The sequence below is a fragment of the Bradyrhizobium sp. 149 genome (assembly GCF_023073915.1).
GTDB lineage: Bacteria > Pseudomonadota > Alphaproteobacteria > Rhizobiales > Xanthobacteraceae > Bradyrhizobium.
The window spans coordinates 1-25,390 of sequence record NZ_JADPKK010000017.1; the positions used below are offsets into that span (position 1 = coordinate 1).

Here is a 25,390-nt window from a genome sequence, read left to right on the forward strand (position 1 = left end):
TCAGGCAGGAGACCGGGCGCGAGGTGCCGCACACCGTCAAGCCGCGCCGCGCCGGCGATCCCACTTATCTGGTCGCCGACCCCTCCGCAGCGCGGAAAGCGCTGAATTTCGTGCCGCGCCATTCCGACCTCTCCACCGTGATCCGGACCGCCTGGGCCTGGCACCAGAAGGCGCATCCGCTTAAGCAGCCCTGATGACATCGTCGAAATCAATCAGGCAGGCATAAGGTGTGGCCTATGGTCTATTGCGTTCTGACCCGAGCGATCCCGGCCCAACCGGATGGCGCGGCCGGGAACGGCTGTCGAGGCCCTTGGGCAATTTGTCATTGAGCTTCACGACCGCGCATCGAGCATCGCTAACCGGCGCATCTTCCCGGCTGTAGATCAGCGTCGCCTCGAACGTCACATCGGGCGCTTCCCTGGCCGTTCCCGAGCAGGTCGCCATCGCACCGCTGCACACGCCCGCGAGCTTGAGCTCGACCTCGTCAGTCCCGAACACGGTCGGCGGCCCCTCGGCATGTCGCCGCGTGGTCAGAACCGCCGTGAAGCGCTGCTCCTCAATTCGATAAGAGCCGTCGTAGGTGAAGAAGCTGTCGCTGCCGGAGATCCGCCCCTCCGCCAGATGCACGACGCCCGTACCCTGACCGCGCGGGGTCCTGAACCAGGCAGCGTATTTGCCGTCCTTCAGCATGAAAAATCCGTCCCGAAATTCACCTCGTATGTGCGACCAACTCTGGGGCGCGACAATGACCGATGCGGCAAGCATTCCGCCACGGTTAATGCCCTGCAAAGCCAACCAGTCAAATTGCTGCGGACTCGCGGAGCGACGCTGGCAGCGACGTCAAAACAATTCTATGCCGTCATCGGCGGTCTCGACCGCCTCGCCCCGGCGTGCGGCGGCGATCGACGCCAGCCCTAGCGCTCGAAGGAATTCCCGGTGGACGTCCCGCTCGCGCTCCATCGTGTAGTGCGCGAACAGATCGTCGAGCACGGCCTCGTCCTGTGGCTGCGGCCGCCCTGCGCCCGCGCTCGCGGTCTCGAGACGCGCGGCGACCGCGGGCAATGCCGCGGAGCCTTCGCCGAGCTCGGTCATCAGCCCTTGCGCCGAATTCATCAGCCGCTCGAACTCCGCGCCTTCATCGACGAGCCGGCTCATCAGCTTGCCGAGCCGTTCGTTACCGGCCTCGACCTCGCGCAGCGCCTGGAGGATCTGCGGCTCGAGCTCGGCGAGCTGCGTGGGATCGCCCTGCACGCGGAGCTCCTTCAACTCCCTGGCCGATCGCTCGATGCCGTCGAGCACGGGGCGCAAGCGCCCCGCGCCTGCCGAGACCTGGTCGGCGGTCGCCTTGAGCTCGTTGGCGATGACGACGAAGGCGCTGCCGCGGCTGCCGAGATGGCTTGCCTTGAGGCCGGCGTTCATTCCGATCAGCGTGATGTCGACGGTCGCCCCGGCGAGGTCAGCGATCGCGTGGCGAAATTTTGCCAGCGTGTCCTCGACGATCGCGAGCGCCTCGTCGACCGAGCGGCCGGCACCCTCGCAGGTGGCGATCAGGATCGAGGCATGCGCCAGCGTCTGCTTGATACGCGCCAGGAACGACGACGAGCCCCCATCCTCGCCGCCAAACAGCGCGCGGCCGTGGCCGACGACGCCCCCCGCATCGTGCAGGATAGCCGTCAGCGCGCGAACGATCTGGCCGATGTCGCCGCCGAATTCGCGCTGGGCGTCCCTGAGCAGCGCCGCCTGCAACTGGCAGATCGCGCGCGTGCCGTCGTCGCTCGCAACCGCTTGGGGAACGAGGTTCGGGGCGGAGCCCGACACAAGGCCGAGGCCGTGAGAGACGTGCTCGAGACGCTGGCGCGTGCTGTCTCCCGCCTGCAGGGAAACGATGGCGCTGCCGACCGCCTCAGCGATCTTTTTGGTACTGCTGCCGGCAAGAACGGCGAGCTGGCTGCTGTTGCGGCGCTGGTCGCGCAATCCCGAATAGGCCGTTCCGAGCTCGGCGCTCTCGGACACCAGTTGATTCCCGTAGCGGCTCTCGAACTCCCTCTGCCGGCCGGACGCGGTGACGACCGCTTCCGACAAGCGCTGCTGATCCCGCGCGCAGCCCTCGATCGAGCGCTGCACGGCCTTGCCGAGATCGTAGGCCTCCTGCGTGAAGGCCAGAAAGCCCTCGCGATCGGCGTCGAGCGAAGCCGCCTCGATCCGCGCGCTGCGCGCGATGATGGTGATCATCTGGATGTGCTTGAACAGCGGCTTGAGTAGCGCAGACGCCTGCGCGGTGCTCGTGCCGATCGTCGCAAGCAGGGCACTCTCGGCCGGGAGTGCCTGCGCAAGCTCACTGAGCCGCGCGGCGATCTCCTGTAACGCCGTCGCCGCCCGCTCGATCTCGGCGCCCGCGAGCTCCTCGGAGAGCGTCGCGAGGCCCTGGTTCAACTCCTTGAAGATGAGGTGGCCGCGCCCAAGCTCGTGGCCTACGCGCGCGAAGACGTCCTCGATCCGCGAGGAGACGTCATCGATCGCGGCGACCGCCTCAGTGAGCGTACTGGCCGGAATGATGGACATTGTGATCAACCTGCCACTGCGGCGTGCCCGGCCTGATACCAGAGCATGATCTCGCGCGGGATCTGATGCAGCGAGACGACTTTCTCGACGCCGCCATGAGCGATGGCTTCTTTGGGCATGCCGAACACCACGCAGCTCTCTTCATCCTGCGCCCGCGTCGAGGCGCCGAGCTTGCGCATCTCCAGCATTCCGCGTGCGCCGTCGTCGCCCATGCCGGTCATGATCACACCAAGCGCGTTGGCGCCCGCATGCTGGGCCGCCGAGCGGAACAGCACGTCCACGGACGGGCGATGCCGTGACACCGGCGGGCCATCCTTGATGGCGATCTGATAGCGCAGGCCGATGCGCTGGAGCAGCATGTGACGCGCACCGGGGGCGATATAGGCCCAGCCCGGCAACACCGCCTCGCCGTCCTCGGCTTCCTTGACCCGGATCTGGCAGACGCTGTCGAGACGCTTGGCAAAGGCCGCGGTGAAGCCTGCCGGCATGTGCTGGACGATGACGATCGGGGGACAGTGCGGCGGCAGCATTTCGAGAACGTCGTTGAGCGCTTCGGTCCCGCCGGTCGAGGCACCGATGCACACGATGCGTTCGGTCGCCGGCCGGACCTTACCCTGCACCGGGGGTGGAATGATGGCGTCGGCCGTGAGCTTCTTCTCGATCGTGCGCCGCTCCGAACGAGGGCGCACCCGCGCGCGCGCTGCCGACTTCACCGCCTCGCGCAGCCGCGTGGAGCATTCGAGCAAAGCCTGCCGCGTGTCGATCTTCGGCTTTGGCACGATGTCGACGGCGCCGGCCTCGAACGCCTCGAACATCACGTTCGAACCCTCTTCGGTCAGCGAGGAGCAGATGATCACGGGGATCGGACGCTGCGCCATGATCTTGCGCAGGAACGTCATGCCGTCCATGCGCGGCATCTCGATGTCGAGAATCATGACGTCGGGGATCTCGCTCTGGAGACGGCGCGCCGCGGCGAACGGGTCTGAGGCCGTTCCCATCACCTCGATCTCGGGATCATCATTGAGGATCGTCTGGAGGATTTGGCGCACCGACGCCGAATCGTCCACGATCAGCACGCGAACTTTCTCCTTCGGCATCTCGCGTGTCTCCAATCACACCTGAAAAATGGTTGGCTGAACCTGCTTCAAACCCGGAACGGCGCTGTGGATCATCGATTCGGAGTGCCCGACCAGCAGATAGCCGCCGGGCCGCAAATGGCTGCAGAGCTGTTCGACGACCTTGCGCTGCGTCGGCTTGTCGAAATAGATCAGGACGTTCCGGCAGAAGATGATATCGACGTCCCGGTCGACCGGGTAGGACTTGTCCATGAGGTTCATCCGCATGAAATGCGTCATGCGCCGCAATTCCGGAACGACCCGCACCTCACCGCGCGACCTGTCACGCGAGGACAGGAAATACCTCTTCAGGAAATGCTCGGGCACGGGCGCCAGCCCGTCACGGGGGTAGATCGCGGCCTTGGCAAGTCGCAGCACCGCCGTGGAGATGTCGGTCCCGAGGACGCGGAAGTGAAACCGCGATCCGGCCTGCGTCATGTCATCGAGCACCATTGCCGCAGTGTAGGCTTCCATGCCGGTCGAGCTTGCAGAACTCCAAACCTTCAGATTCGCATTCCTGCTTCCGTGGGACTTGAGCAAGGCCGGGATCGCGATCTCCCGCATGAAGGTGAAGTGCTGGGGCTCCCGGAAGAAGTCGGTCTTGTTGGTCGTCACCACGTCGATGAGGTGGGTCAGCTCAGTGTCGAAATGATCCGCCTCGAACAGGCTGTCGACATATTCGTTGAGATCGGAAAAGTTCAGCGCGCGCACGCGCTTGTGTAGCCGCCCCTCCAGCATCAGCCGCTTGCCCTGCGGCAGCTTGATGCCGACCTGGCCCTCGATCAATTCGGCGATGGTCCGGAAGTGGCGGTCCGACAGATGGACGGCCGTATCCTGCACGGCGGGCATCATCGCTGCCTGCCCCACCCGGGATGGCCGCCTGCACTGAATGTCGGGGCCGTACGGGCCATCTTGAATCCCACGCGTTTACACAATCACTGGCGGATCGGCCACCGGGAAGGATGGGCCGATCTCTTGACGGGTCTCAGCGCTGGAAATCGGCGTCCCGATCGTCCTCGCCGTCGTTCATGTCGAAGGCGAAGCCGCCGCCACCGGCCGCCTTCATAGCGCGCGCCGGCTTGGCCTGCGGCTTCTTGGCTGAACGCTCGACGGCCGCCATCGCGGCCGCCTTGGCGCGCAGCTGGTTGACTGCCCGGTCGATTGGGACGGGCGCGTGGCCCTTTCCGCCGTGCTCGATACGGAAATAAGCGATGGTGGACTGAAGTTGCTCGGCCTGCGAGGCGAGTTCCTCGGAGGTCGAGGACACCTGCTCAGACGCGCTGGCGTTCTGCTGGCCGACCTTGTCGAGCTGCTGGATGGCCTGGTTGATCTGCGCGGAGCCGACGTCCTGCTCGCGGCAGGCCGCGGTGATCTCCTCGACGAGCTCTGCAGTCTTCTTGATATCGGGGACGAGCTTGAAGAGCATCGAGCCGGCCTCCTGCGCCACCTTGACCGTCTCGGCCGAGAGCGTGCCGATCTCGGCCGCAGCCGCCTGGCTGCGTTCGGCGAGCTTGCGCACTTCGGAAGCCACCACCGCAAAGCCTTTGCCGTGCTCGCCGGCACGTGCGGCCTCGACTGCCGCGTTGAGCGCGAGCAGGTCAGTCTGGCGTGCAATCTCCTGCACAATGGTAATCTTCTCGGCGATGGTCTGCATCGCATTGACGGCGCGCCCCACGGCGGCGCCGCTGGCTTCGGCGTCCTTGGCGGACTGCGCCGCAATCTTCTCGGTCTGGTTGGCGTTGTCGGCGTTCTGCTTCACGTTCGAAGCCATCTCCTCCATCGAGGAGGAAGCCTCTTCGGCGGACGACGCCTGCTCGGTCGCGCCCTGCGACAGCTGCTCGGCGCTCGCGGAGAGCTCCTGGCTGCCGGCGGAGACGTTCTGGGCCGCAGTCAGGGCTTCCGACACGATCTGGCGGAGCTTTTCCACCATGCGCTCCAGGGCAAGGCCCAGCGTGTCCTTCGCCGACTGAGGCTTGGCCTCGACCATGAGATTGCCCTGCGCGATCTCGTTGGCAACCGCTGCCGTCTTGTTCAAATTGACGGTCATGGCGTTCAGCGACTTGATCAGGTCGCCGACCTCATCATTGCCCACGACATCGATCTTCTGGCTGAGGTCGCCGACCGCCACCGCCTCGGCAAGGCCGACTGCACGAGCCAACGCCCTGCTGATGCCGACCGCTATCCAGGTCGCGGCCGCGATTGCAATCAAGAGGGACGCAATTACAATTGTGAGCAGAACGATCTGCGCGCGGGCCCCGTCGTCTCTCGCCTGCTCCGAGCGGTCGGCCACCTGCTTCTTGACCAAGCTGATGTACTCGTCTCCCACCGCAATCGCTTCACCGCCCGCCTTGCGAACCTCCGTCGCCGAATGCGCGGCTGCTCTTGACTTGTCGATCTTGGCGAGACGGATGGATTCATCCTGAGCCGCAGCCATTCTCAGATAAGCTGCGGAGAGCTTGTCGATCATTTTCCTCCCGTTCTCGGATGCAATCGCATAAAGATCGTCCCGGCTTTTGACGAAGCCGTTGCGGAGGGTCACAAGCTCAGCAGCGATACGGTCGGTCTCCGCATCGCTGGGGGCCAGTATCGCGTTCTTTTCGGCGCGAATCTGCATCAAGATGCCTTTTTGAAGATCCGCCGCCTTCTCGATTCTCCCTGCAGCCGAAGCCAGCGCCTCGCTCGCCCCGACAAGATCACTTAGCTTCAGATAGGCTACTCCACCGGCGATCATGGAGAGCAGGATGACGACGCCGAAGGCGCTCGCAAGCTTGGCTTTGACGGTGAATCTCATTTTGGTCCCGTTGGTTTGAATGGGTACTTACGCTTGCGTACGCTTCAATCTTGCAAACTCAGGCGGCGCGGGGTGCGTCCGCCGCGGCCTCATCTCCTGCCGGAATCTCGTCATTCGCCATCAGCTTGGCGAGATCGAAAATGACGACGAACTTCTCGCCCTTGCGCCCGATGCCCTGGGCATAGTCGGACTGCCACTTGCCCCCGACCTCCGGCACCGGCTCGATCGCCTGCTCGTCTATGTCCGTGACCTCAAATACGCAGTCGGCGACGAAGCCGACACCAACCAAGCGGCCTTTCATCGGCACGTCGAGGATGATGATGCGGGTTGCTTCGGTGGCGGTCACATTGGGCAGGCCCAGCTTGGTCCTGAGATCGACGATCGGATAGCCGCTGCCGCGCACGTCGATCATGCCGAGCAGGAAATTCGGCGCATGCGGCAGGCGCGAGATCGGCCGCATGTCGAGAATTTCGCGGACGTTGCGGATGCTGATGCCGAACGTCTCACCGGCGAGCCCGAGCGTCAGATATTGCGAGGTTGCGGCCATGATGCGGTCCAGGGATCCCAAGGTCTGCGAATGAGCGGGTCCGGCGGAAGGCCGGACCGATTGATCAGCGTTGAAACTCGGCGTCGCGATCATCCTCGCCGTCATGCATGTCGAAGGCAAATCCGCCGCCGGCGACCTTCGTTGCGCGCGCCGGTTGACGGGCAGGGACGGGCTTCTTCTTGCCGCGATCTGCCGCCGCCATGTGCGCCGCCTTGGTGCGGAGCTGTGTGACGGCGCGGTCGATCGGCGCAGGCGAGGCAGCCTCGCCACGTCCGGCCTGCTCGATTCGGAAGAACGAAATGGTCGACTGCAGCTGTTCGGCCTGCGAGGCAAGTTCTTCCGAGGTCGAGGACACCTGCTCGGACGCGCTGGCGTTCTGCTGACCGACCTTGTCGAGCTGCTGGATGGCCTGATTGATCTGCGAGGAGCCGACGTCCTGCTCACGACAGGCGGCGGTGATTTCCTGAACGAGCGCGGCCGTCCTCTTGATGTCGGGCACGAGCTTGGACAGCATCTCGCCTGCTTCCTGCGCGGCTCTCACCGTTTCAGTCGACAGAGTCCCGATTTCCGCCGCGGCAGCCTGGCTGCGTTCCGCGAGCTTGCGGACTTCGGAAGCGACCACCGCAAAGCCCTTGCCATGCTCGCCTGCCCGAGCTGCCTCGACAGCGGCATTGAGCGCGAGCAGGTCGGTTTGGCGTGCAATTTCCTGGACGATCGTGATCTTCTCGGCGATCGTCTGCATTGCCCCGACTGCTCGGCCGACCGCGGCGCCGCTGGCTTCAGCATCCTTCGCCGATTGGGTCGCGATCGTCTCCGTCTGACTGGCATTGTCCGCATTCTGCTTCACATTGGAGGCCATCTCCTCCATCGACGAGGAGGCTTCTTCGGCGGAAGACGCCTGCTCCGTTGCTCCCTGCGACAGCTGCTCGGCGCTCGCGGAAAGTTCCTGGCTGCCCGCCGAGACGTTCTGGGCTGCAGTCAAGGCTTCCGCGACGATCTGCCGAAGCCTTTCGACCATCTTGTTAAGCGACTTGATGAGATCGCCGACCTCGTCGTTGCTGCTGATATTGATGGTTTGAGTGAGATCGCCCCCCGCCACAGCGCCAGCGAGATTCACAGCCCTGGCTATCGCCCGGCTGATGCTCAAGGCGATCCAGGTGGCCGAGCCGGCACCAATGAGCAGTGATATGGCCATGACGCCAATCAGGAGCATCTTGGCTTTGCCAGCATCCCTCTCGGATTCCGCAGAGGCTTCAGCCATCAATTTCTTGACATAGGCAATGTAATCGCTGGAGGTTGCGATCGCGTTCGCCGCATTCGCCGTACCGTCCGAAGAGGCCATGGCAGAAGCCCGGATATTCCCGCCCTCCTTGACGATCTCCGCAACCCTTGCGATGACGCTCATAAGACGCTCGCCCTGTTGACCAATTCCAGCAAACGACACACCGACGGTGTTTGCGGCAGCAGCGACCTGTGTCAGTTCGCCCTTCAGGGCGTCCCTTTGCTGTCCAAGCGACTTCAAGATGAGATTCAGCTCTTCCATCCCGGGGGCTGCAAAGGACAGGGCAACATCGCGCTGCAGACGTGCCGCTTCAAGCCTTGCGGTTTGGAGCGCCGCCAATGCGTTGCTGCGTTCGATGGATGGGGACAGGCGGTTCAAATCGGCCACAAATTTGTCCGCTGCGGCAATCCAGTCTTTGTTTGCGGACTGGCCTTCCGAGCTCCACAGAGCGGCGCCCCGATAGTTCGAGTTCATCAAAGCGAGCTTGATGATCTCATCCTCTGTCGAGTTCATTTTATCATAAGAAGCGGTGAATTTATCGAGTAGGCGCCGACCTGTATCGTTCGCAAAGGCGTAAACCTCGTCGCGCAGCCGTGTGGCGTCCTTGCGGTACTTCTTCACGTCTTCGGAGATCTTTTGCATCTCCGCGTCGGTCGCGGCCAATATGATGTCGCGTTCTGCGCGCATCTGATAAAGTACATTGTTTTGCATCTCGCCGGCCTTGTCGATCCGGCCGGCGCGTTGCACCAACTCCGCCGACGTGTCGACCATCTCCGATAGCTTCACATACGCCATCGTGCCGGTGATTGCGGACAGCGTCAGGATCGCGCCGAACGCGCAAGCCAGTTTCGCCTTGATCGTAAATCTCATCTCTACCCCCGGTTGGGTTCAATTCAGAATGCGTTCCATGTTGGGAACGATGACGAACTCTTCACGCCACTTGGTGATGAACCGGATGAACTCCGGCTTCCAGTGCATGCCGACGCGCGGCGTCTGCTGCACGGCGGTCTGGGAAATCTCCGTAACCTCGTAGACTTTGTCGGCGGTCACCCCAACCAGCACCGGCTCGTTCTCTATCTCGATCTCGATGACCACGATGCGCGTGTCGGCGGAATTTTCAGTCAGCGGCATGCCGAAGCGGATGCGCAGATCCGCGAGCGGAATGACGTTGCCGCGCACGTTGATCACGCTGGGAACGAACGAGCGTGCGCCGGCGACCTTGGTCACCGGTACGGGATCGATGATCTCGCGCACGAGCCCCGCATCGAGCGCGAACTTTTCCTCACCGAGCCCGATCATCACCACCTGCATCGCGTTCGCCTGATGCTCGCTGCTCCGGCCAAGCCCCTCGTTCATCACGCCGCCTCACTGATGTACTTGTCGACCTGTGACTGTGCGAGCGCGACCAGTTGTGTGACGTCAAGGATCAGCGCCGCCGTACCGTCCCCGAGGATGGTGGCGCCGGAGAAGATTGTGACGTCGGCGTGCAGCTTGGAAAGCGACTTGATCACAGTCTGGTGGCTGCCGATGATCTGGTCGGCAACGAGCCCGACGCGGCTCTCGCCGGTCGAGATGATGATCGTCTTCTGGTGCTGGTCCGGCTGACCGGGCACGGTCAGGATCTCGCGCAAGCGCAGAAACGGCACGAGGTTGCCGCGCACGTTGAGGAAGTTTCGGCTTCGTGAGCGCTCGTCCTCGACCGTCAATTCGACGCATTCCTCCACCGCAGGAAGAGGAATGATGTACCGGCCTTCCCCGACGCGGATAAGCAAGCCCTCGATGATCGCGAGCGTCAGCGGCAGACGCAGCGTCACTGTGGTGCCCTGGCCCGGCCTGGTCGTCAGGTCGATCGAGCCGCGCATGTTCTCGATGGTGCGCTTGACCACGTCCATGCCGACGCCGCGCCCAGACAGAGCCGAGATGGTCTGCGCCGTGGAAAAGCCCGCGTGGAACAGGAATTGGTGGATCTCGTGATCAGACAGCGTTGCCCCCGGCGCGATCAGCCCCTGCTCTTCCGCCTTGGCGCGGATACGGACGGTGTTGAGACCGCCGCCGTTGTCCTTGATGGTGACGAGCACCTGCGCGCCGGAGTGAACGGCAGCGAGTTCGATCCGGCCCTGCTCGGTCTTGCCGGCAGCGGCACGGGCGGCGGTTTCCTCGATGCCGTGATCGATGGCGTTGCGAATCAGGTGCACCAGCGGATCGGCCAGGCACTCGATCATGGTCTTGTCGAGTTCGGTCTCCTCGCCCGTGGTGACGAATTCGACCGGCTTCGAGAGATCGCGCGACAGATCGTGGACCAGCCGGCGGAAGCGGCCGAACAGCGAGCCGATCGGCACCATGCGAGCGCCCATTGTGGTGTCGCGCAGGCTGGAGGCGAGGCGCTCGATCTCCTCGGCGATCAGCTTGATCGAAAGATCGGAGCCGACGGCCGCAAGCTGCGTCAGCCGCGCCTGGGCGATAACAAGTTCGCCGACCCGGTCCATCAACTCGTCCAGGCGCTCGGCTTGGACGCGGACGGTGGCGATGCCACGATCGTCGCGCTTGGCCTCGGACTTCGGCTCCAGCTTCGATTCAGATTTGGCTTCCGTCTTTACTGAGGGCGGCGTTGCGACGGGCGCGGCAGTCCCGACCACCGGCGCAGGCACTTCGGCCATCGAGGCCGGCTCCTCCTCGATGAGCTGGAATAGCGGCATTGGCGCAGGCGCTTCGACTTGCTCCAGCGGCGAGAGCGTCAGCTTCATCTCGTCCTGGACGAACATGAAGACGTCGTCGATCGCGTCCTTGCCGCAGACGGCGTGCAGCTTGACGTCCCACTTCAGATAGCAGTCTTCCGGCTCCATCTCGTCGAGGAACGGGATTCCGTCCGTAACAGGCACGACGAAGCAGGGGCCGAGCTTGCAGAGATCTTCCAGCAGATCGAGCGGGTTCGAGCCGTTACGCAGGATGTGGGACTCGAATTCCAGATAGAGGTGCCAGCCCGCCTGCCTGCTCTCGCTGGGGGCCAGCGGCGGCGCCCCGGCGATCTCGGTGAGGCAAGCAAGAGGCTGGTCGGACGACACGAAGCGCTTGAGGTCGTCGAGGATGGCTTCGCCGATGACGTCGTCGGTCGACTGCGGATCCTCAATCAGCGCGCGAATGTAGTCCTTGGCGGCGAGCGCGACCGAGATTAGCTCCTGGGTCGGCTTGATCTCGCCCCTGCGGACGCGGTCGAAAGCGGTCTCGAATTCATGGGTGAAGGAGGCGACCTTGTCGAAGCCGAACATGGCGCCCGAGCCCTTGATCGTATGCAGGGCTCGAAAAGCGGAATCGACCAGCTCACGGTCGTCGGGACGCAGGCCGAGGTCAAGCAGGGCTGCCTCCAGAACTTCGAAGAGCTCGCTGGCTTCCTGGCGAAAGATCTCGGTCGGGTCCATCGCGCTCATGCGCGCACCAGCTTGCCGACGACGGCGAGCAACTGCTCGGGCTTGAACGGTTTGGTGATCCAGCCGGTGGCGCCGGCGCTCTTGGCTTCCTGCTTCACGGTGTCATTGGATTCGGTGGTCAGGAACACGATGGGCATGCCGACCGCGCTCGGAAGCTTGCGAAGCGCCCGGATCAGCTCCAGCCCGTTCATGACGGGCATATTGAGGTCGGTGATGACGAGGTCGAGCTTGCCGGCCTGGGCCTTGGCGAGCCCCTGCGCGCCGTCGCCGGCCTCGATCACGCTGTGACCGGCCGGCTCGAGCACGACCTTGATCATTTGCCGAATGCTAGGGGAATCGTCGACGGTCAGAATCGTGGCCATTAGACGCCATCTTTCTTTTGCGGGAAGTGCTGATCGATCATCGCTTCGCTGGCGAAGCCGGCGCGGCGGAGGGTGTTGCGCAGAGATTGGGAGAATGATGTGAGCACCACTGGGCGGCCCTGGGCCTCGCCCGTCCTGGCGGTGGACAGCAGCAGCTGGACCGAGGTCACGTCGGCCTTGTCGACGTTGGAGCAGTCGATCTCAAGCCGTTCCTGCCGGCCGAACGCCTCTCGGATCAAATCATAGACGCTGCGAATTGCGGCTATGCTGCAATCAGCGGGAAGCCGTAGGGGCCATTTGGGCTCAGTAACATCAGACGGCATTCGTCCCCCAAATTTTGAGGGGATTTGGCGGAGGCATATGGCCGAATCCCAGCGCAACAACTATTTGCGGAGAGCGTGTGCAAACTCCTAACAGGCCCAACCGTACAACTACGGGTCACAATACCAAACACTTCGCGTATGCCTACTGACGTGCACATTTTGCGGTGCATGCGGTTGTGGAACGGGATAGATGTTTGCGCGACGTTAAACCAAGCGAACTATTCGTTTGGGTCACGCTTCGCCATCGAACGAGTCCGGCCGCCGATGCTGACCCAAGCGCTCCTGGTTGATGACAGCCGCTCCGTCCTCAACTTCCTGAAACGTCACATCGAGGCCGAAGGTCTGGTCGAGGCCACCACCTTCCTCGATCCCGTGGATGCGCTGGCTTGCGCGCGCGACCGCGTGTTCGACCTCGTGCTCGTGGACTACGAGATGCCGCACCTGGATGGGATCAGTTTCATCCGCACCTTCCGCGCGCTGCCCGGCTGCGCCGATATCCCGATCGCGATGATCACTTCGCGACAGACCGATGACGTCAAGATGGAAGCGCTGCAAGCCGGTGCAACCGACTTCCTGCCCAAGCAGCCGCAGAGCGTCGAAATGACGGTGCGCCTGCGGAATTTGATTCAGCTTGGTGCAGCCGGACGCAAGCTCAGCGATCGTGCGGCGCATCTGGCCAGCGAAGTCGCGGCAGCGACACGGAAGCTCGGTGAGCGCGAGGAGGAGATCATCCTGCGGCTCGCGCTTGCGGTCGAGTACCGCGACAACGACACCGGCGAGCACACGTTGCGGGTCGCCCGCTACAGCCGCATCATCGCCGAGCAGCTCGGCCTGCCGGCCCGGCTCTGCCGCGACATTTACCTGGCCGCGCCGCTGCACGATGTCGGCAAGGTCGCCATTCCCGACAACATCCTGCTCAAGCCCGGCAAGCTGACCGACCAGGAGATGGCGGTGATCCGCACCCACGCGACGATCGGCGAGAAAATCCTGGCCGACTCGGGCTGCGAGCTGATCCAGCTCGGTGCGCAGATTGCCGCAGCACATCACGAGCGCTGGGACGGCGCGGGCTATCCGAACGGCCTCAGGGGCGACGAGATCCCCGTCGCCGCGCGCGTGGTCGCGGTCGCCGACGTCTTCGACGCCCTGACGACGCGGCGGCCATATAAAGAGCCGATGCCGCTGGACGCGGCGCGCAACTATCTGGTCGAGAACCAGGACCGGCAGTTCGACTCGGCTTGTGTCGAGGCCTTCCTGTCGCGCTGGGACGAGGTCGCGGAGATCGCCGCCGGTCAGCAGACCACGCCGTATCAGAAAACCGAGGTCACGCCTGCTCCCATTATAGAGGCTGGGGAGAGCCGTCCGGTCGAGGACCGTTCGCCCGAGGCGGCCCCGGCCGCCTGACATTATCCATCCGGCCAACAACGTGCCTCAGCTCTGCTTTCTCCGATCGCCGGTTTGAACCTCTTCCTGATAAAGTGCACCAATATCTGAGAGTGATTCCGGTCACACTTGACTGGGCGCTGCGCTGCTAAGCATCAAACCAGGATGGGACCGGTAATACATCGGCCGAATTGGATGAGAATTCCCATGAGAAGCCTGATCGGCGCTGTTGTCGGCGCGTTCTGTTTTGCGGTCCCCGCCCTGGCCGAGACCCCCGCCGCCATCGTCGAGGAGGTGCAAGGCAAGGTCGACGGCATCGCGTTCATGGACTACGTGGCGCCGGGGAAGATCATCAAGCTCGGGCCGAAGGCGAGCATTACGCTGAGCTATCTCAAATCCTGCCAGCGCGAGATCATCAGCGAAGGTGTCGTCCTGGTCGGCGCCGAGCAGAGCACCGTGCAGCTCGGCGAGGTTAAGCGGGAAAAGGTCCCCTGCGATACCAATGCGGCCAAGCTGTCTGAGCGCGAGGCGAACCAGAGCGCCGCGACGACGTTCCGCACGATGCGCTCGGACGCCAAGGGCGCGCCGGCAAAGCTGCCGACGCTCTACGGCATCGCGCCGCTGGTGCAGGCCAAGAGCGGCAGCACCCTGGTGATCGAACGCACCGACGGCAAGGAACCCACGATCAGCATCCCGCTGAGGAATGACGTCATGATCGGCGGAAAATTCTATGACTTTGCCAAGGCCGGGAAGTCGCTGACCCCGGGTGGCAGCTATCTCGCCATTCTCGGCGCCAAGCGCTACGCCTTCCAGGTCGATGCCAGCGCCACGTCATCGCCGACGCCGATCGTCGGCCGCCTGCTGCGGCTCGAATAAGCGGCCTGCGTCGGGGCGATGCGGCGGATCGGCAAGCGGGACATCGTTGCGGCGATCCTGATCGCGCTCGTTGCGGGCGCAGTGTTCACGTCACCGCCGCTTGGTACGCTGCAAGGTCTCTCGCTCGACCTCCTGACGGCGCTACGCGGCAAGATTGCCGGCGACCGCCACGATCCCCCGAAATCGCCGGTCGTCGTCGTGGCCATCGACGGTCAGACCTACGACACGGCGCCGTTCAAGGGTTCGCCGACGCAGACTTGGACGCGCGAGATCGGCCGCGTGCTTGGGAGCATCACCGACGGCGGTGCCAAGGTGATCGGTTTCGACGTGATCTTTCCGAGCTCGATCGAGCAATCGGAAATCCCGTTTGGCGACGCGCCGCTCGGCGCCCGCATGAAGGGATTTGACCGGGATTACCTGATCGCGCTGCGGCAACTCTCCGACGACGGCAAGCTGGTGCTCGGCGAGATCCTGAGCAACGACCATCAGGAAAGGCCCGACCGTGCGCAGCAACTAGCGGTGAGAAACAATATCCGCGCCCTCAACGTCCATACCGACACCGACGACGTGATCCGACGGATGCCGCTGAGCTTTTCCATCGACGGCAAGCCGGTTCCCACGATGGCGGTCGAGCTCGCCGCGCGCGCGCTCGGCGGAAAGCCCGGGATTGCACCGTCCGGTGCAACCGAATTGTCCGGTTATGCGATTCCGAGCGCGGTACCGAACACGCTGACGCTCAACTTTCGAGGGCTGAGCCGCGAGGTTCCGACCTTCTCCTTCGCCGATCTGCGGGCCTGTGTCGAAAAAGGCGACCGCGATTTCTTCCGCCGCGCCTTTGAGGGCAAGGTCGTATTGCTCGGCACCGTCCTCACTTTCGACGACCGCAAGCTTACCTCGATGCGACTGTCCGGCGGATATGACGGAACGCCGGGGCCACGATGCGCCCTGCCCGTCCCGGCAGGCATTGCACAAAAGGCCCGCAGCGACATCGCCGGTGTCTTCGTGCATGCCACCGCCGTCCGCAATCTGATCGAGCGCGATGCCGTGACCGAGATCGGCTTTCCGCTACGGACCATTCTCACGATCGCCTTCGCGGCCATCATCGCCTGCGCGGCTTGCATACTCGCACCGGGTGGCGCCGTGATCGCCTGGATCGTTCTCACCGCCGCTTATACGGCCGTGACTGTCGGCACGTTCGTTCACGCGGTGGCGCTGCCGCTGACGGAGCCGGCACTCGCGAGCCTTGCCGCGCTCGCGATGATGATCGGCTACCGGTTCGTGCTGGCCGATCGTGACGAGCGTTTCCTGCGCAAGAGTTTTGCGTTCTATCTCGCCCCCGAAGTGATCGACACCATGGTGGCCTCCGGCAAGATGCCGGCGCTCGGCGGCGAGATGCGCAACGTCACCATGTTCTTCTCCGACCTGAGCGGCTTCTCCTCCATCGCCGAGAGGATGACGCCTGGCGAGCTGGTGACGCTGATGAACGAATATCTGTCCGCCATGACCGACATCATCGAGAGCCATCGCGGCTATGTCGACAAATATATCGGCGATTCCATCGTCGCCATGTTCGGTGCGCCCGCCGACGATCCCGCGCACGCACGCAACGCCGTCCATGCCGCGCTGAAATGCCACGAGAAACTGGCAGAGCTCAATGCCGGCAGCGCCGCCTTCGCCGGGCACGGCCTGTCGCACCGCATCGGGCTCAACAGCGGCGAGGCCGTGGTCGGCAATATCGGCTCCCGTCGCCGCTTCAACTACACCGTCATGAGCGACACCGTGAACGTCGCCTCGCGGCTCGAAGGCGCCAACAAATACTACGGCACCGCAATCATGGCCTCGGAGTCGACCATGGCGCAGACCGGCGACAGCTTCGCCTGGCGTGAGCTCGACGCAATCCGGGTGCTGGGGCGTAGCGAGACGATCAGGGTGTTCGAGCCGCTCGCGGACAAGGGCGCGGAGAGCGCTGGGCAGAAAAAGGTGGCCGCGGCTTACGCGGAAGGGCTGGCCTGCTGGCGGGCGCGGGAGTTCGCGAAGGCGGCTGAAGCGTTCGAGGGCGTAGCGAAGACTGATCCAGCATCGTCCAAATTCGCGAAACGCGCGAGAGCGCTCACGGCAGCTCCGCTGCCTCCGGATTGGACACCGGTCAACACGCTGGAAGGGAAGTAGCAGCCAACTGCGCCGTCCACCTTCTCTCACAAGAGAAGGAAGGCATCCGCGTTCACCGCCGCTAAAACGGCAGCCCCACATAATTCTCCGCGAGCAGGCGCTGCGCCGTCTCGGACGAGAGCAGATATTCCAGTTCCGTCTGCTGGAGCCGGTCCTCGTATTCGAGCCGGTCGGGGAAGCGATGCAGCAGCATCGTCATCCACCACGAGAAACGTTGTGCCTTCCAGATCCGCGCCAGCGCCTTGGCGGAATAGCCCTGGAGCCCGGAATCATCGTCGTTCTGATAGTGCGCGAGCATGGCGTGGTAGAGATAATAGATATCGGAGGCGGCGCTGTTCAGCCCGCGCGCGCCGGTCGGCGGCACGATGTGGGCGGCATCGCCGGCGAGAAACAGGCGGCCGTAGCTCATCGGCTCGGCGACGAAGCTGCGCAACGGCGCGATGCTCTTCTCGATGGACGGTCCCGTGATCAGGCGACCGGCGACCTCCTCCGGCAAACGGCGCTTCAGCTCGGCCCAGAACGCATCGTCGCTCCAGTCCTCCACCTTGTCGGTGAGCGGTACCTGGACGTAGTAGCGGCTCAGCACTTGCGACCGCAGCGAACACAGCGCAAAGCCGCGCTCGTGCTTCACATAGATCAACTCCGGCGACATCGGTTTCGTGCGCGACAGCACGCCGAGCCAGCCGAACGGATAGATCTTCTCATATTCCCGCAGCACGTTCTTCGGGATCGACTTGCGACTGACGCCGTGAAAGCCATCCGCGCCGACGATATAATCGCAATCGATCCGGACGGTCTCGCCGTTCGAACGATAGGTCACGTAAGGGCGGTCCGAGGTCAGCTCATGCGGCGTCACGTCCTCGGCATTATGCACGAAGTTGCCGTCGAGGCGGTCGCGCGCCTCGTAGAGGTCGCGCGTCAGCTCGGTCTGGCCGTACACCAGCACCGAATTGCCGCCGGAGTGCTTGTGCAGGTCGATCTGGGAGAGCACCCCGTCATGGGCGATCTCGAATCCCTTGTGGATCTCGCCCTCGCGATCCATCCGCTCGCCGCACTGTGCCTCGCGCATCAGCCTGGCGAAACCGTGCTCGAGCACGCCGGCGCGGATGCGGGCAAGCACGTGGTCGCGGCTGGATTTCTCCAGCACGATCGTGTCGATGCCCTTGAGGTGCAGGAGCTGGGACAACAGCAGCCCGGACGGCCCGCCGCCGATGATGCAGACCTGAACTTTCATTTTGCGTCCTCCACGGCACTTTTTTGCAGATTCAGCGCCGCTGACCGATGGAGGCTTTCGTCTTTGTCTTGTACTATTCGAACATGAGAAGCGCAGCCTCCGCCCCGGCAATCCGGGTCTATAATTTGTTCGGCGAGTCCGGCGATCTGCCCGACGTCGTGCATTGCGAGACGATTGCCTCGCGCTCGGTGCTGCACAACTGGACGCTGGCCGTACACCGCCATGCCCGGCTGCATCAGGTGCTGCTGATCGAGCGCGGCGGCGGCGAAGCGACGCTCGACGGGCAGGTGATGCAGCTGAAGCCGATGCAAATCGTCAACGTGCCCGTCGGCCACGTTCATGGCTTCCGTTTCGTGCCTGATACTCAGGGCTGGGTACTGACCATCGCTGCGGAAATACTGGACGAAGCGCTGCTCGACTCCGAAGGACTGCGCGGCGCCTTGTCGCGCTCGGCCGTGGTACGCGGCACGCCGCAGATTCGCACCACCATGAAACAGATCTTTGCCGAACACGCCGCGCGCGATTTCGGCCGAGCGCATGTGCTGCGTGCACTGTCGGCGGCCATGATCGGGCTGGTGGCCCGCGCGCTCATCGGCCAGAGCGGTGGCAACGGCACGGCTGAAAGCGGACTATTCCGCCGCTTCGAGGCGCTGCTGGAGCAGCACCATCTGGAACGCTGGAGCGTTGCGGACTATGCGGGCGCGCTGTCGATGACGCCGACCCATCTCAACCGGGTGACGCGGGCAGCAACCGGCGACACCGCCTCGCACCTGATCCTTAACCGGCTGATTCGCGAGGCGCGGCGCAACCTCGTCTACACCAATTTGCCGGTCTCGACGATCGCCTATGCGCTCGGCTTCGAAGACCCCGCCTATTTCAGCCGGGTCTACGCCGCCGCCACGGGCGTATCACCGCGCGCCTTTCGCGCGCGGCTCCATGGCGGTGAAGGCTGACGCATCGAACGAAAGGCCAAGCGCGCCTATGGTCCGAGGCCGCGCTGCGAACCGCAACAGCCTTTGTTCCCGGCGCAGCCACTTACCTTCGTATATCGAGCCCTACCCTTTGGATAGAGGCCCTTTACCTCGGTACAATTGAGAAGGGAATGCGCGCGCCTTAGCGTGGCTGCATTCGGCGCCCTGGCGCTGGTGGCATGAACCTCCCTAACCTTGGCGCAAGACGGCCACCCCTGTCCGGTCGTCTGCGCCGCTTTTTCAGCAAGCCATCGGCGCTCCCGGTGTTTTCCGGCCGACAACCGCGCCTTGGTGGCTGGGACCGGCCGGCTTTCATGCGAAACTGGGGATTTGTGCATGATGTCTTCGTTTGAGAAGATCGCGCTCTTCATCGACGGCTCCAATCTCTATGCGACCTCCAAGGCGCTCGGTTTCGATATCGATTACAGGCGTCTGCTCGGCGAATTTCATGGCCGTGGTGTGTTGCTGCGGGCCTTCTATTATACGACCGTCATCGAGGATCAGGAATATTCGTCAATCCGCCCGTTGATCGATTGGCTCGACTATAACGGGTATACCGTCGTCACCAAGCTCACCAAGGAGTTCATCGACGCCACCACCGGCCGCCGCAAGGTGAAGGGCAGCATGGATGTCGAACTCGCCGTGAAAGCGATGGAGCTCGCCGACCACGTCGACCAGATCGTGTTGTTCTCGGGCGATGGAGATTTTCGTTCGCTGGTGGAAGCCTTGCAACGCCGTGGCGTCCGCGTAACAGTCGTCTCTACGCTGGCCACCCAGCCGCCCATGGTCGCCGACGAACTGCGCCGGCAAGCGGACATCTTCATTGATCTGGCGGAACTGAAGGCAAGAGTGGGGCGCGATCCGGCGGAACGGCCGGGATCGCGGGAGATGCGTCAACAACCACCGCAATTCACCACGCGCGGAGATCAATCGAAGCGACCGGGTGGAATGATCCCGTAGCACGACCCGGATCGTCACACGTCGAAGAACACCGTCTCTTCCGGCCCCTGCAAATTGATCGTGAAGGAATACACGACCTTGCCGGCGCGTTCGGTGCGCTTTGCGATCAACGTCTTGCGGCGCACGGCCGGCTCGACCAGGTTGAGCACGGGATCGGCGGCGTTGGCGGCCTCTTGGTCCGAGAAATACAGCCGCGTGTTGAGACCGATGTTGATACCGCGCGCGACGATCCAGACGTCGATGTGCGGCGCATTTTTGCGGCCGGTCTTGTCGATGATCGCGCCCGGCTTGATGGTCTCGAAGGTGACAAGACCACTCTCGAAGTCGGAGCCGGCGCGGCCCCAACCGCGAAACTCCTCGTCCGGCGCGCTGGTCGACCGATCGGCCGGATGGTTGTAGCGGCCTACCGCGTTGGCCTGCCAGATCTCCAGCAGCACGTCGCGCAGCGGCGTGCCGCTGCCATCGATCACCTTGCCCTCCAGCGTGATGCGTTCGCCCTGGGTGTTCGGCGTCACCAGCACGTTGGAAAAATTCTTCTCGAAAATGTCGAAGCCGGCCATGGCCGGGATCAGGCCGATATGGACGTAGGGCCCGGCGGTCTGCGAGGCGGTTTCCTTGAGGTAATTGAGCGGCTGCGGCATGGACTCAGTTCCCTGCGGTGCGATTTTCAAAATATGTGGAGCGCTGGCCGCGCAAGACGATGTCGAAACGGTAGGCGAGCGAGTCGAAGGGAGCCGATGCGTTGAGGTCGAGCGGCGCCACGAGGCGCTCCAGCGCATCCTTGTCCGGGATCGTCGTCAGGATCGGGCAGACCGGGATCAGGGGATCGCCCTCAAAGTACATCCGGGTGATCAGGCGTTGTGCGAAGCCCGAGCCGAACACCGAAAAGTGGATGTGAGCGGGACGCCAGCTGTTGACGTAGTTGCGCCAGGGGTAGGGCCCCGGCTTCACGGTGCGGAAATAATACTGGCCGGTGTCGTCGGTCAGCGCGCGGCCGCAACCGCCGAAATTCGGGTCGATCGGTGCCAGATACGTATCCTTCCTGTGCCGGTAGCGCCCGCCGGCATTGGCCTGCCAGAACTCGACCAGCGTGTTCGGCACGCCGCGGCCGGTCTCGTCCAGCACGCGGCCGTGGACAATGATGCGCTCGCCGACGGGATCGCCGTCCTTGGCGTAGTTGCGGATCAAATCGTTGTCGAGCGGGCCGAGATCGTTGTGCCCGAACACCGGCCCCGTGATCTCCGAGACCGAGTTCTCCAGCGACAACAGCGCCTGGCGCGGTGAACGCAGCACCGAGGATTTATAGCCCGGCGCGTGCGCTGGCGGATGCATGGAACGGTCGCGCTGGAAGAAGCCGCCGTCGCCGAGCGGCGGGGTAAGAGGCTCGGGGCGGTCGAGGCGGGGATCCCGCAAGGCTGGCGCCTGGACATTCATCGGCGTGGTCTCTCCCTGAAGCACCCGGGTCCGGGCGCGCGGCTTATCGGGAGATCATCGCGCCGCCTATTCTCAAGATAAATAGATCGATTATAATGAATTGCATGAAGGAAACTAATCATTTGGCTCTGGACGGCCATGCCCTCGAACTGTTCCTCGCCGTGCTGGAGGAAGGTTCGGTGACGGCAGCGGCCACGCGGCTCGGCCTGACGCAATCGGCGGTCAGCCACGCACTGAACAAGCTGCGGCGGATCGCGGGCGATCCGCTGTTTGCCAAATCCGGCCGCGGCATTGTCGCGACCGCGCATGCCCAGGCATTGGCCGCGAGGGCGCGCGCGCTGATCGACGAGATGCGCAGCTTTGCCGGCGGCGTCAGCTTCCAGCCCACGCGCGCGCAGCTCTCGCTGACGATCGCCGCCAATGACTTCCAGCGCGACCTGCTGCTGCCACGGTTCTTCGATCATGTCACCGCACAAGTGAAGAGCCTGAACCTGCGCGTAATCCCCTCGCAGTCGCCCTCGCCCGCGATGCTGCGCGAGAACCGCTGCGATCTCCTGATCACCCCGCTGCCGCCATCCGGCGTTGACATCGTGCAGAAGCGGCTGCTCCAGGACCATTACGTCTGCTACTACGACGCCAGGGCGCGTGCCGCGCCGTCCAGCCGCAGCGCCTATCTCGCGGCGCGCCACATCACGGTGGTCTACACCGACAATGAGCGGCTCGACTTCGATCGCCGGCTGGCAGCCAACGACTTCCACCGCGACATCGCGATCTCCGTCCCGAGCTTCTCCGGCGTGCCGTCCTTCCTGCGTGGCTCGCAGATGCTGGCGAGCATGCCGAGCCTGCTGGCGCCCGGCGTGATGCATGGCTTCGCGCATGTGCGGATTCCGCTGGCCTCGCGCACGCGAACCCTGGCCGAGCTGCCGATGTTCATGGTCTGGCATCAGCGCTATCAGAAGGATCCGGCCCATCGCTGGATCAGAAGCCAGCTCGAGACCGTGGCGGCGACGGCCTCGCGCCCGCCCCCGCGAAAACCTGATCCCCATCAAACACACTGGTTGCGCCGGGACGGCCACGCTAGAATTGTCTCATGACAGTGACCGACATTGCGAGCCGGACCTACAATCACAGCTGGCGGCTGGATCCCATCATCCGCAGCCTGCTCGATACCGACTTCTACAAGTTATTGATGTTGCAAATGATTCGGGAAACTTACCCGAATCAGCAGGTGACGTTCTCCGTCATCAACCGGTCGCGCCATGTGCGGCTCGCTGAAATCATCGACGAGGGCGAGCTGCGCGCCCAGCTCGACCACGCCCGCACCATCCGCTTCACCAAGAAAGAGCTGATCTGGCTTGCCGGTAACACCTTCTACGGCAAGACCCACATGTTCTCGGCGGACTTCATCCGCTGGCTCGCTGAATTCCGGCTGCCCGAATACGAGCTGCGCAAGGTCGAAGGTCAGTACGAGCTGCACTTCCACGGGCCGTGGAGCCATACAACGATGTGGGAGATTCCTGCGCTCGCCATCCTCAACGAATTGCGCTCGCGCGCAGCGATGAAGGGCCGCGGGCGCTTCGAGCTCGACGTGCTCTATGCCCGCGCCAAGGCCAAGCTGTGGACCAAGGTGGAACGCCTGCGCAAGCTGGACGGCCTCCGGCTTTCCGATTTCGGCACCCGCCGTCGCCATGGCTTCCTCTGGCAGCGCTGGTGCGTGGAGGCCGTGAAGGAAGGCCTGGGCCAGTCCTTCATCGGCACCTCCAACGTGCTGCTCGCGATGGACAATGATCTCGAAGCCATCGGCACCAACGCCCATGAGCTGCCGATGGTCGCCGCGGCGCTGGCCAAGGACGACGAGGAATTGCGCTGGGCGCCCTACCGCATCCTCGACCAGTGGCGCCAGACTTATGGCGGCAACCTCCTAATCGCGCTGCCTGACGCTTTCGGCACCAAGGCCTTCCTGCGCGATGCGCCGGAATGGGTCGCCGACTGGACCGGCTTCCGTCCCGACAGCGCGCCGCCGATCCAGGCCGGCGAGGAGATCATGAAATGGTGGGAGTCGAAGGGCCGTAATCCCAAGGACAAGCTGCTCGTGTTTTCCGACGCCATGGACGTCGGCTCGATCGAGGAGACCTATCACCACTTCGGCGGCCGCGTACGGCTCTCATTCGGCTGGGGCACCAACCTCACCAATGATTTCGTCGGCTGCACGCCGGACGGCTCGTTCAATCTCGATCCGATCTCGATCGTCTGCAAGGTGTCGTCGGTCGACGGACATCCGGCCGTCAAGCTCTCCGACAATCCCGAGAAGGCGACCGGCCTGCCCTCGGAGATCGAGCGTTACCTGCGTGTGTTCGGCGACGCCGGCCGGGTGCGCAAGCCGGTGCTGGTCTAGCACCAAGCCAATTCTTCTCGATCGAGTAAACCGCGCAAGACGAATGCAAGACATCGGCTCGCCGATGCCGCGTCAGTTCCGGTTCGACGGCATTTGCAGCGATCTGCAAGCATCCGCTTCAGAGCGCCTTCACCCTGCGACGCAGTCTCCCGGCATTTTCAAGTCGAGTTAAGCACCCTTCGCACGTAATCCGCGTTATGAGCGGATCGCTCCGCTGGGGTCGTTGAGCGACTTGGGGAACGCAAAGTGTTTCGCAGAACAGCGCCGTCGACGAAGGGACGCAGCCTTCTTCACGTCATCAAGCTCGTCTCGCCTTTCGTAATGGTCGTCCTGCTGCAGGCGGCGATCGCCGGATTCAGCCTGGAGGTGATGTCCTCGGTCCGCGCCTATGTCGCGGGCGAAGCATTGTGGTCGCGCTCGCAGAAGAACGCCGTCTATTTCCTCAATCTCTATCTGCATTCGGGCAACGCCAGCCAGTTTGCGCAATATCAGGCCTCGCTGGCCGTTCCGATCGGCGACGAGTTCGCGCGCTGGGCGCTCGAGCGCGATCCGGTCGACGTCGAGACCGCCCGCATCGGCTTCCTGCAAGGCGGCAACCATCCCGATGACGTGCCGGGATTGATCTGGCTGTTTCGCTACTTCAAACAGGTCAGCTTTCTCCAGGAAGCGATCCGCGAGTGGGCCGCCACCGACCCCATGCTGCTGGAGCTGAGCGTCTTCGGCGAGGTCATCCGGTCAGAGCTGGAGAACGGGCCCGTTCAGGACGGCAAACGCCTGCACTTATTGTCATCGCGGCTCTCGGAGCTCAACACGGAGTTTACGGTACACGCCAAACGGTTCTCAACCGTGCTCGGCGAAGGCTCCCGCGCCATCAAGATGACGCTGACTGGCGTCAATATCGTCACCGCCGTGACGCTGATCCTGCTCCTGATCTGGCACACGCGGCGATTGGTGCTGCAACGACAGGCGTTCGAGGATGCCCTGCATGCGGAGAAGGAGCGCCTGGCGCACCAGGCGTTCCACGACTGGCTAACTGGCCTTTCCAACCGCCGCGCCTTCGAGGCCCGCCTGCAGAGCGAACTGGCCAATACCGGAACGGGATCGCTCGGCCTGATCCTGCTCGACCTGGATCAATTCAAGAGCGTCAATGACACTTGCGGCCATCTCGCAGGCGACCGTCTGCTCTGCCAAATCGCGCAACTGTTGCGGCAAGACCGGCGGCCGATTGATTTGGTGGCCCGGCTCGGCGGCGATGAATTCGGCCTGATCCTGCCGCGGTGCCCGCCCTCGGCCGCCGCGGATATCGCCGAACGGCTGCGACGGTCGCTCGAAATGCTCAACTTCGCCTGGGACGATCGTTACTTCGCAGTGACCGCCAGCATCGGCGTTGCCTGCATCGCAGACGGCAACACCACGCTCGAGGACGCGATGCGGCGTGCGGATGCGGCCTGCTACCGCGCCAAGGACAAGGGCCGCAACGCGGTTCAGGTCGACAGCGCGAGAGCAGAGGTCGTTGTTGTCCCCACCCGGACGCGCGAGGCTGCGCGCGCCTGATGCTGCTCGC

22 protein-coding genes and 1 pseudogene are annotated in these 25,390 nt (G+C 63.7%); 9 read left to right on the top strand and 14 right to left on the bottom strand.

Annotation, left to right across the window (positions count from 1 at the left end; translation table 11 throughout):
* Window positions 1-194: pseudogene (locus IVA88_RS10755) on the top strand (UDP-glucose 4-epimerase GalE); the annotation flags it as partial.
* A 40-nt stretch (window positions 195-234) separates the two neighbouring features.
* On the opposite strand, the gene IVA88_RS10760 reads toward IVA88_RS10755, so the two are convergent.
* The 11 genes from IVA88_RS10760 to IVA88_RS10810 all read right to left on the bottom strand — a co-directional run bounded on the left by IVA88_RS10760 (window position 235) and on the right by IVA88_RS10810 (window position 12,407).
* Window positions 235-690, bottom strand: coding sequence for a hypothetical protein (locus tag IVA88_RS10760; RefSeq protein ID WP_247497265.1), 456 nt, complete (start codon window positions 688-690; stop codon window positions 235-237).
* A 150-nt stretch (window positions 691-840) separates the two neighbouring features.
* Complete coding sequence (locus IVA88_RS10765) at window positions 841-2,562, bottom strand: chemotaxis protein (protein ID WP_247497266.1); 1,722 nt, start codon at window positions 2,560-2,562, stop codon at window positions 841-843.
* A gap of 5 nt (window positions 2,563-2,567) precedes the next feature.
* Window positions 2,568-3,659 carry a chemotaxis response regulator protein-glutamate methylesterase gene (locus IVA88_RS10770; protein ID WP_247497267.1) on the bottom strand — a complete coding sequence of 364 codons (1,092 nt, stop codon included), beginning with the start codon at window positions 3,657-3,659 and terminating at the stop codon, window positions 2,568-2,570.
* Between the two features lie 15 nt (window positions 3,660-3,674).
* The gene (locus IVA88_RS10775; RefSeq protein ID WP_247497268.1) at window positions 3,675-4,529 is read right to left on the bottom strand and encodes a CheR family methyltransferase; all 855 of its coding nucleotides are present in this window, start codon (window positions 4,527-4,529) and stop codon (window positions 3,675-3,677) included.
* Window positions 4,530-4,662: 133 nt separating this feature from the next.
* A complete protein-coding gene (locus tag IVA88_RS10780) occupies window positions 4,663-6,468 on the bottom strand; it encodes a methyl-accepting chemotaxis protein (RefSeq protein WP_247497269.1) in 1,806 nt (601 codons plus the stop codon).
* A gap of 58 nt (window positions 6,469-6,526) precedes the next feature.
* Complete coding sequence (locus tag IVA88_RS10785; RefSeq protein ID WP_247497270.1) at window positions 6,527-7,015, bottom strand: chemotaxis protein CheW; 489 nt, start codon at window positions 7,013-7,015, stop codon at window positions 6,527-6,529.
* A gap of 64 nt (window positions 7,016-7,079) precedes the next feature.
* On the bottom strand, window positions 7,080-9,167 hold the full coding sequence (locus tag IVA88_RS10790; protein ID WP_247497271.1) for a methyl-accepting chemotaxis protein: 2,088 nt from the start codon (window positions 9,165-9,167) through the stop codon (window positions 7,080-7,082).
* Between the two features lie 18 nt (window positions 9,168-9,185).
* Window positions 9,186-9,653 carry a chemotaxis protein CheW gene (locus IVA88_RS10795; RefSeq protein ID WP_247497272.1) on the bottom strand — a complete coding sequence of 156 codons (468 nt, stop codon included), beginning with the start codon at window positions 9,651-9,653 and terminating at the stop codon, window positions 9,186-9,188.
* On the bottom strand, window positions 9,653-11,722 hold the full coding sequence (locus IVA88_RS10800; protein ID WP_247497273.1) for a chemotaxis protein CheA: 2,070 nt from the start codon (window positions 11,720-11,722) through the stop codon (window positions 9,653-9,655). Before IVA88_RS10800 ends, IVA88_RS10795 begins: the two co-directional genes overlap by 1 nt.
* Window positions 11,719-12,084, bottom strand: a complete 366-nt coding sequence (locus IVA88_RS10805; protein WP_018317043.1) for a response regulator — start codon at window positions 12,082-12,084, stop codon at window positions 11,719-11,721. The genes IVA88_RS10800 and IVA88_RS10805 overlap by 4 nt, the downstream gene beginning before the upstream one ends.
* Window positions 12,084-12,407, bottom strand: a complete 324-nt coding sequence (locus IVA88_RS10810; RefSeq protein ID WP_247497274.1) for an STAS domain-containing protein — start codon at window positions 12,405-12,407, stop codon at window positions 12,084-12,086. Before IVA88_RS10810 ends, IVA88_RS10805 begins: the two co-directional genes overlap by 1 nt.
* A gap of 264 nt (window positions 12,408-12,671) precedes the next feature.
* Here IVA88_RS10810 and IVA88_RS10815 point away from each other — a divergent pair, with 264 nt between their 5' ends.
* The 3 genes from IVA88_RS10815 (at window position 12,672) to IVA88_RS10825 (ending at window position 16,832) form a co-directional block, all read left to right on the top strand.
* Entirely contained in the window at window positions 12,672-13,808 is a 1,137-nt protein-coding gene (locus IVA88_RS10815) for an HD domain-containing phosphohydrolase (protein ID WP_247497275.1), read from the top strand.
* Between the two features lie 186 nt (window positions 13,809-13,994).
* On the top strand, window positions 13,995-14,663 hold the full coding sequence (locus IVA88_RS10820) for a hypothetical protein (RefSeq protein WP_247497276.1): 669 nt from the start codon (window positions 13,995-13,997) through the stop codon (window positions 14,661-14,663).
* A gap of 18 nt (window positions 14,664-14,681) precedes the next feature.
* Window positions 14,682-16,832 (top strand): adenylate/guanylate cyclase domain-containing protein, encoded by a 2,151-nt coding sequence (locus IVA88_RS10825; RefSeq protein ID WP_247497277.1) that lies wholly within the window; start codon window positions 14,682-14,684, stop codon window positions 16,830-16,832.
* Window positions 16,833-16,893: 61 nt separating this feature from the next.
* Here IVA88_RS10825 and pobA read toward each other — a convergent pair whose 3' ends face one another.
* Entirely contained in the window at window positions 16,894-18,066 is a 1,173-nt protein-coding gene (gene pobA, locus IVA88_RS10830) for a 4-hydroxybenzoate 3-monooxygenase (RefSeq protein WP_247497278.1), read from the bottom strand.
* 47 nt (window positions 18,067-18,113) lie between these two features.
* Here pobA and IVA88_RS10835 point away from each other — a divergent pair, with 47 nt between their 5' ends.
* Window positions 18,114-19,019 (top strand): helix-turn-helix domain-containing protein, encoded by a 906-nt coding sequence (locus IVA88_RS10835; protein ID WP_247497279.1) that lies wholly within the window; start codon window positions 18,114-18,116, stop codon window positions 19,017-19,019.
* Between the two features lie 354 nt (window positions 19,020-19,373).
* On the top strand, window positions 19,374-19,997 hold the full coding sequence (locus IVA88_RS10840) for an NYN domain-containing protein (protein WP_247497394.1): 624 nt from the start codon (window positions 19,374-19,376) through the stop codon (window positions 19,995-19,997).
* 14 nt (window positions 19,998-20,011) lie between these two features.
* Here the strand turns inward: IVA88_RS10840 and pcaG are convergent, their stop codons facing one another.
* Complete coding sequence (gene pcaG, locus IVA88_RS10845; protein ID WP_247497280.1) at window positions 20,012-20,638, bottom strand: protocatechuate 3,4-dioxygenase subunit alpha; 627 nt, start codon at window positions 20,636-20,638, stop codon at window positions 20,012-20,014.
* 4 nt (window positions 20,639-20,642) lie between these two features.
* Window positions 20,643-21,431: a protocatechuate 3,4-dioxygenase subunit beta gene (gene pcaH / locus IVA88_RS10850; RefSeq protein WP_247497281.1), complete on the bottom strand. Its 789-nt coding sequence runs from the start codon at window positions 21,429-21,431 to the stop codon at window positions 20,643-20,645.
* 95 nt (window positions 21,432-21,526) lie between these two features.
* On the opposite strand from pcaH, the gene IVA88_RS10855 reads away from it, so the two are divergent.
* From IVA88_RS10855 to IVA88_RS10865, 3 genes are all read left to right on the top strand, one after another.
* Window positions 21,527-22,525: a LysR family transcriptional regulator gene (locus IVA88_RS10855; RefSeq protein WP_247497282.1), complete on the top strand. Its 999-nt coding sequence runs from the start codon at window positions 21,527-21,529 to the stop codon at window positions 22,523-22,525.
* Window positions 22,522-23,826, top strand: a complete 1,305-nt coding sequence (gene pncB / locus IVA88_RS10860; RefSeq protein WP_247497283.1) for a nicotinate phosphoribosyltransferase — start codon at window positions 22,522-22,524, stop codon at window positions 23,824-23,826. Before IVA88_RS10855 ends, pncB begins: the two co-directional genes overlap by 4 nt.
* A gap of 246 nt (window positions 23,827-24,072) precedes the next feature.
* Window positions 24,073-25,380: a GGDEF domain-containing protein gene (locus IVA88_RS10865; protein ID WP_247497284.1), complete on the top strand. Its 1,308-nt coding sequence runs from the start codon at window positions 24,073-24,075 to the stop codon at window positions 25,378-25,380.
* Window positions 25,381-25,390 lie beyond the last annotated feature (10 nt).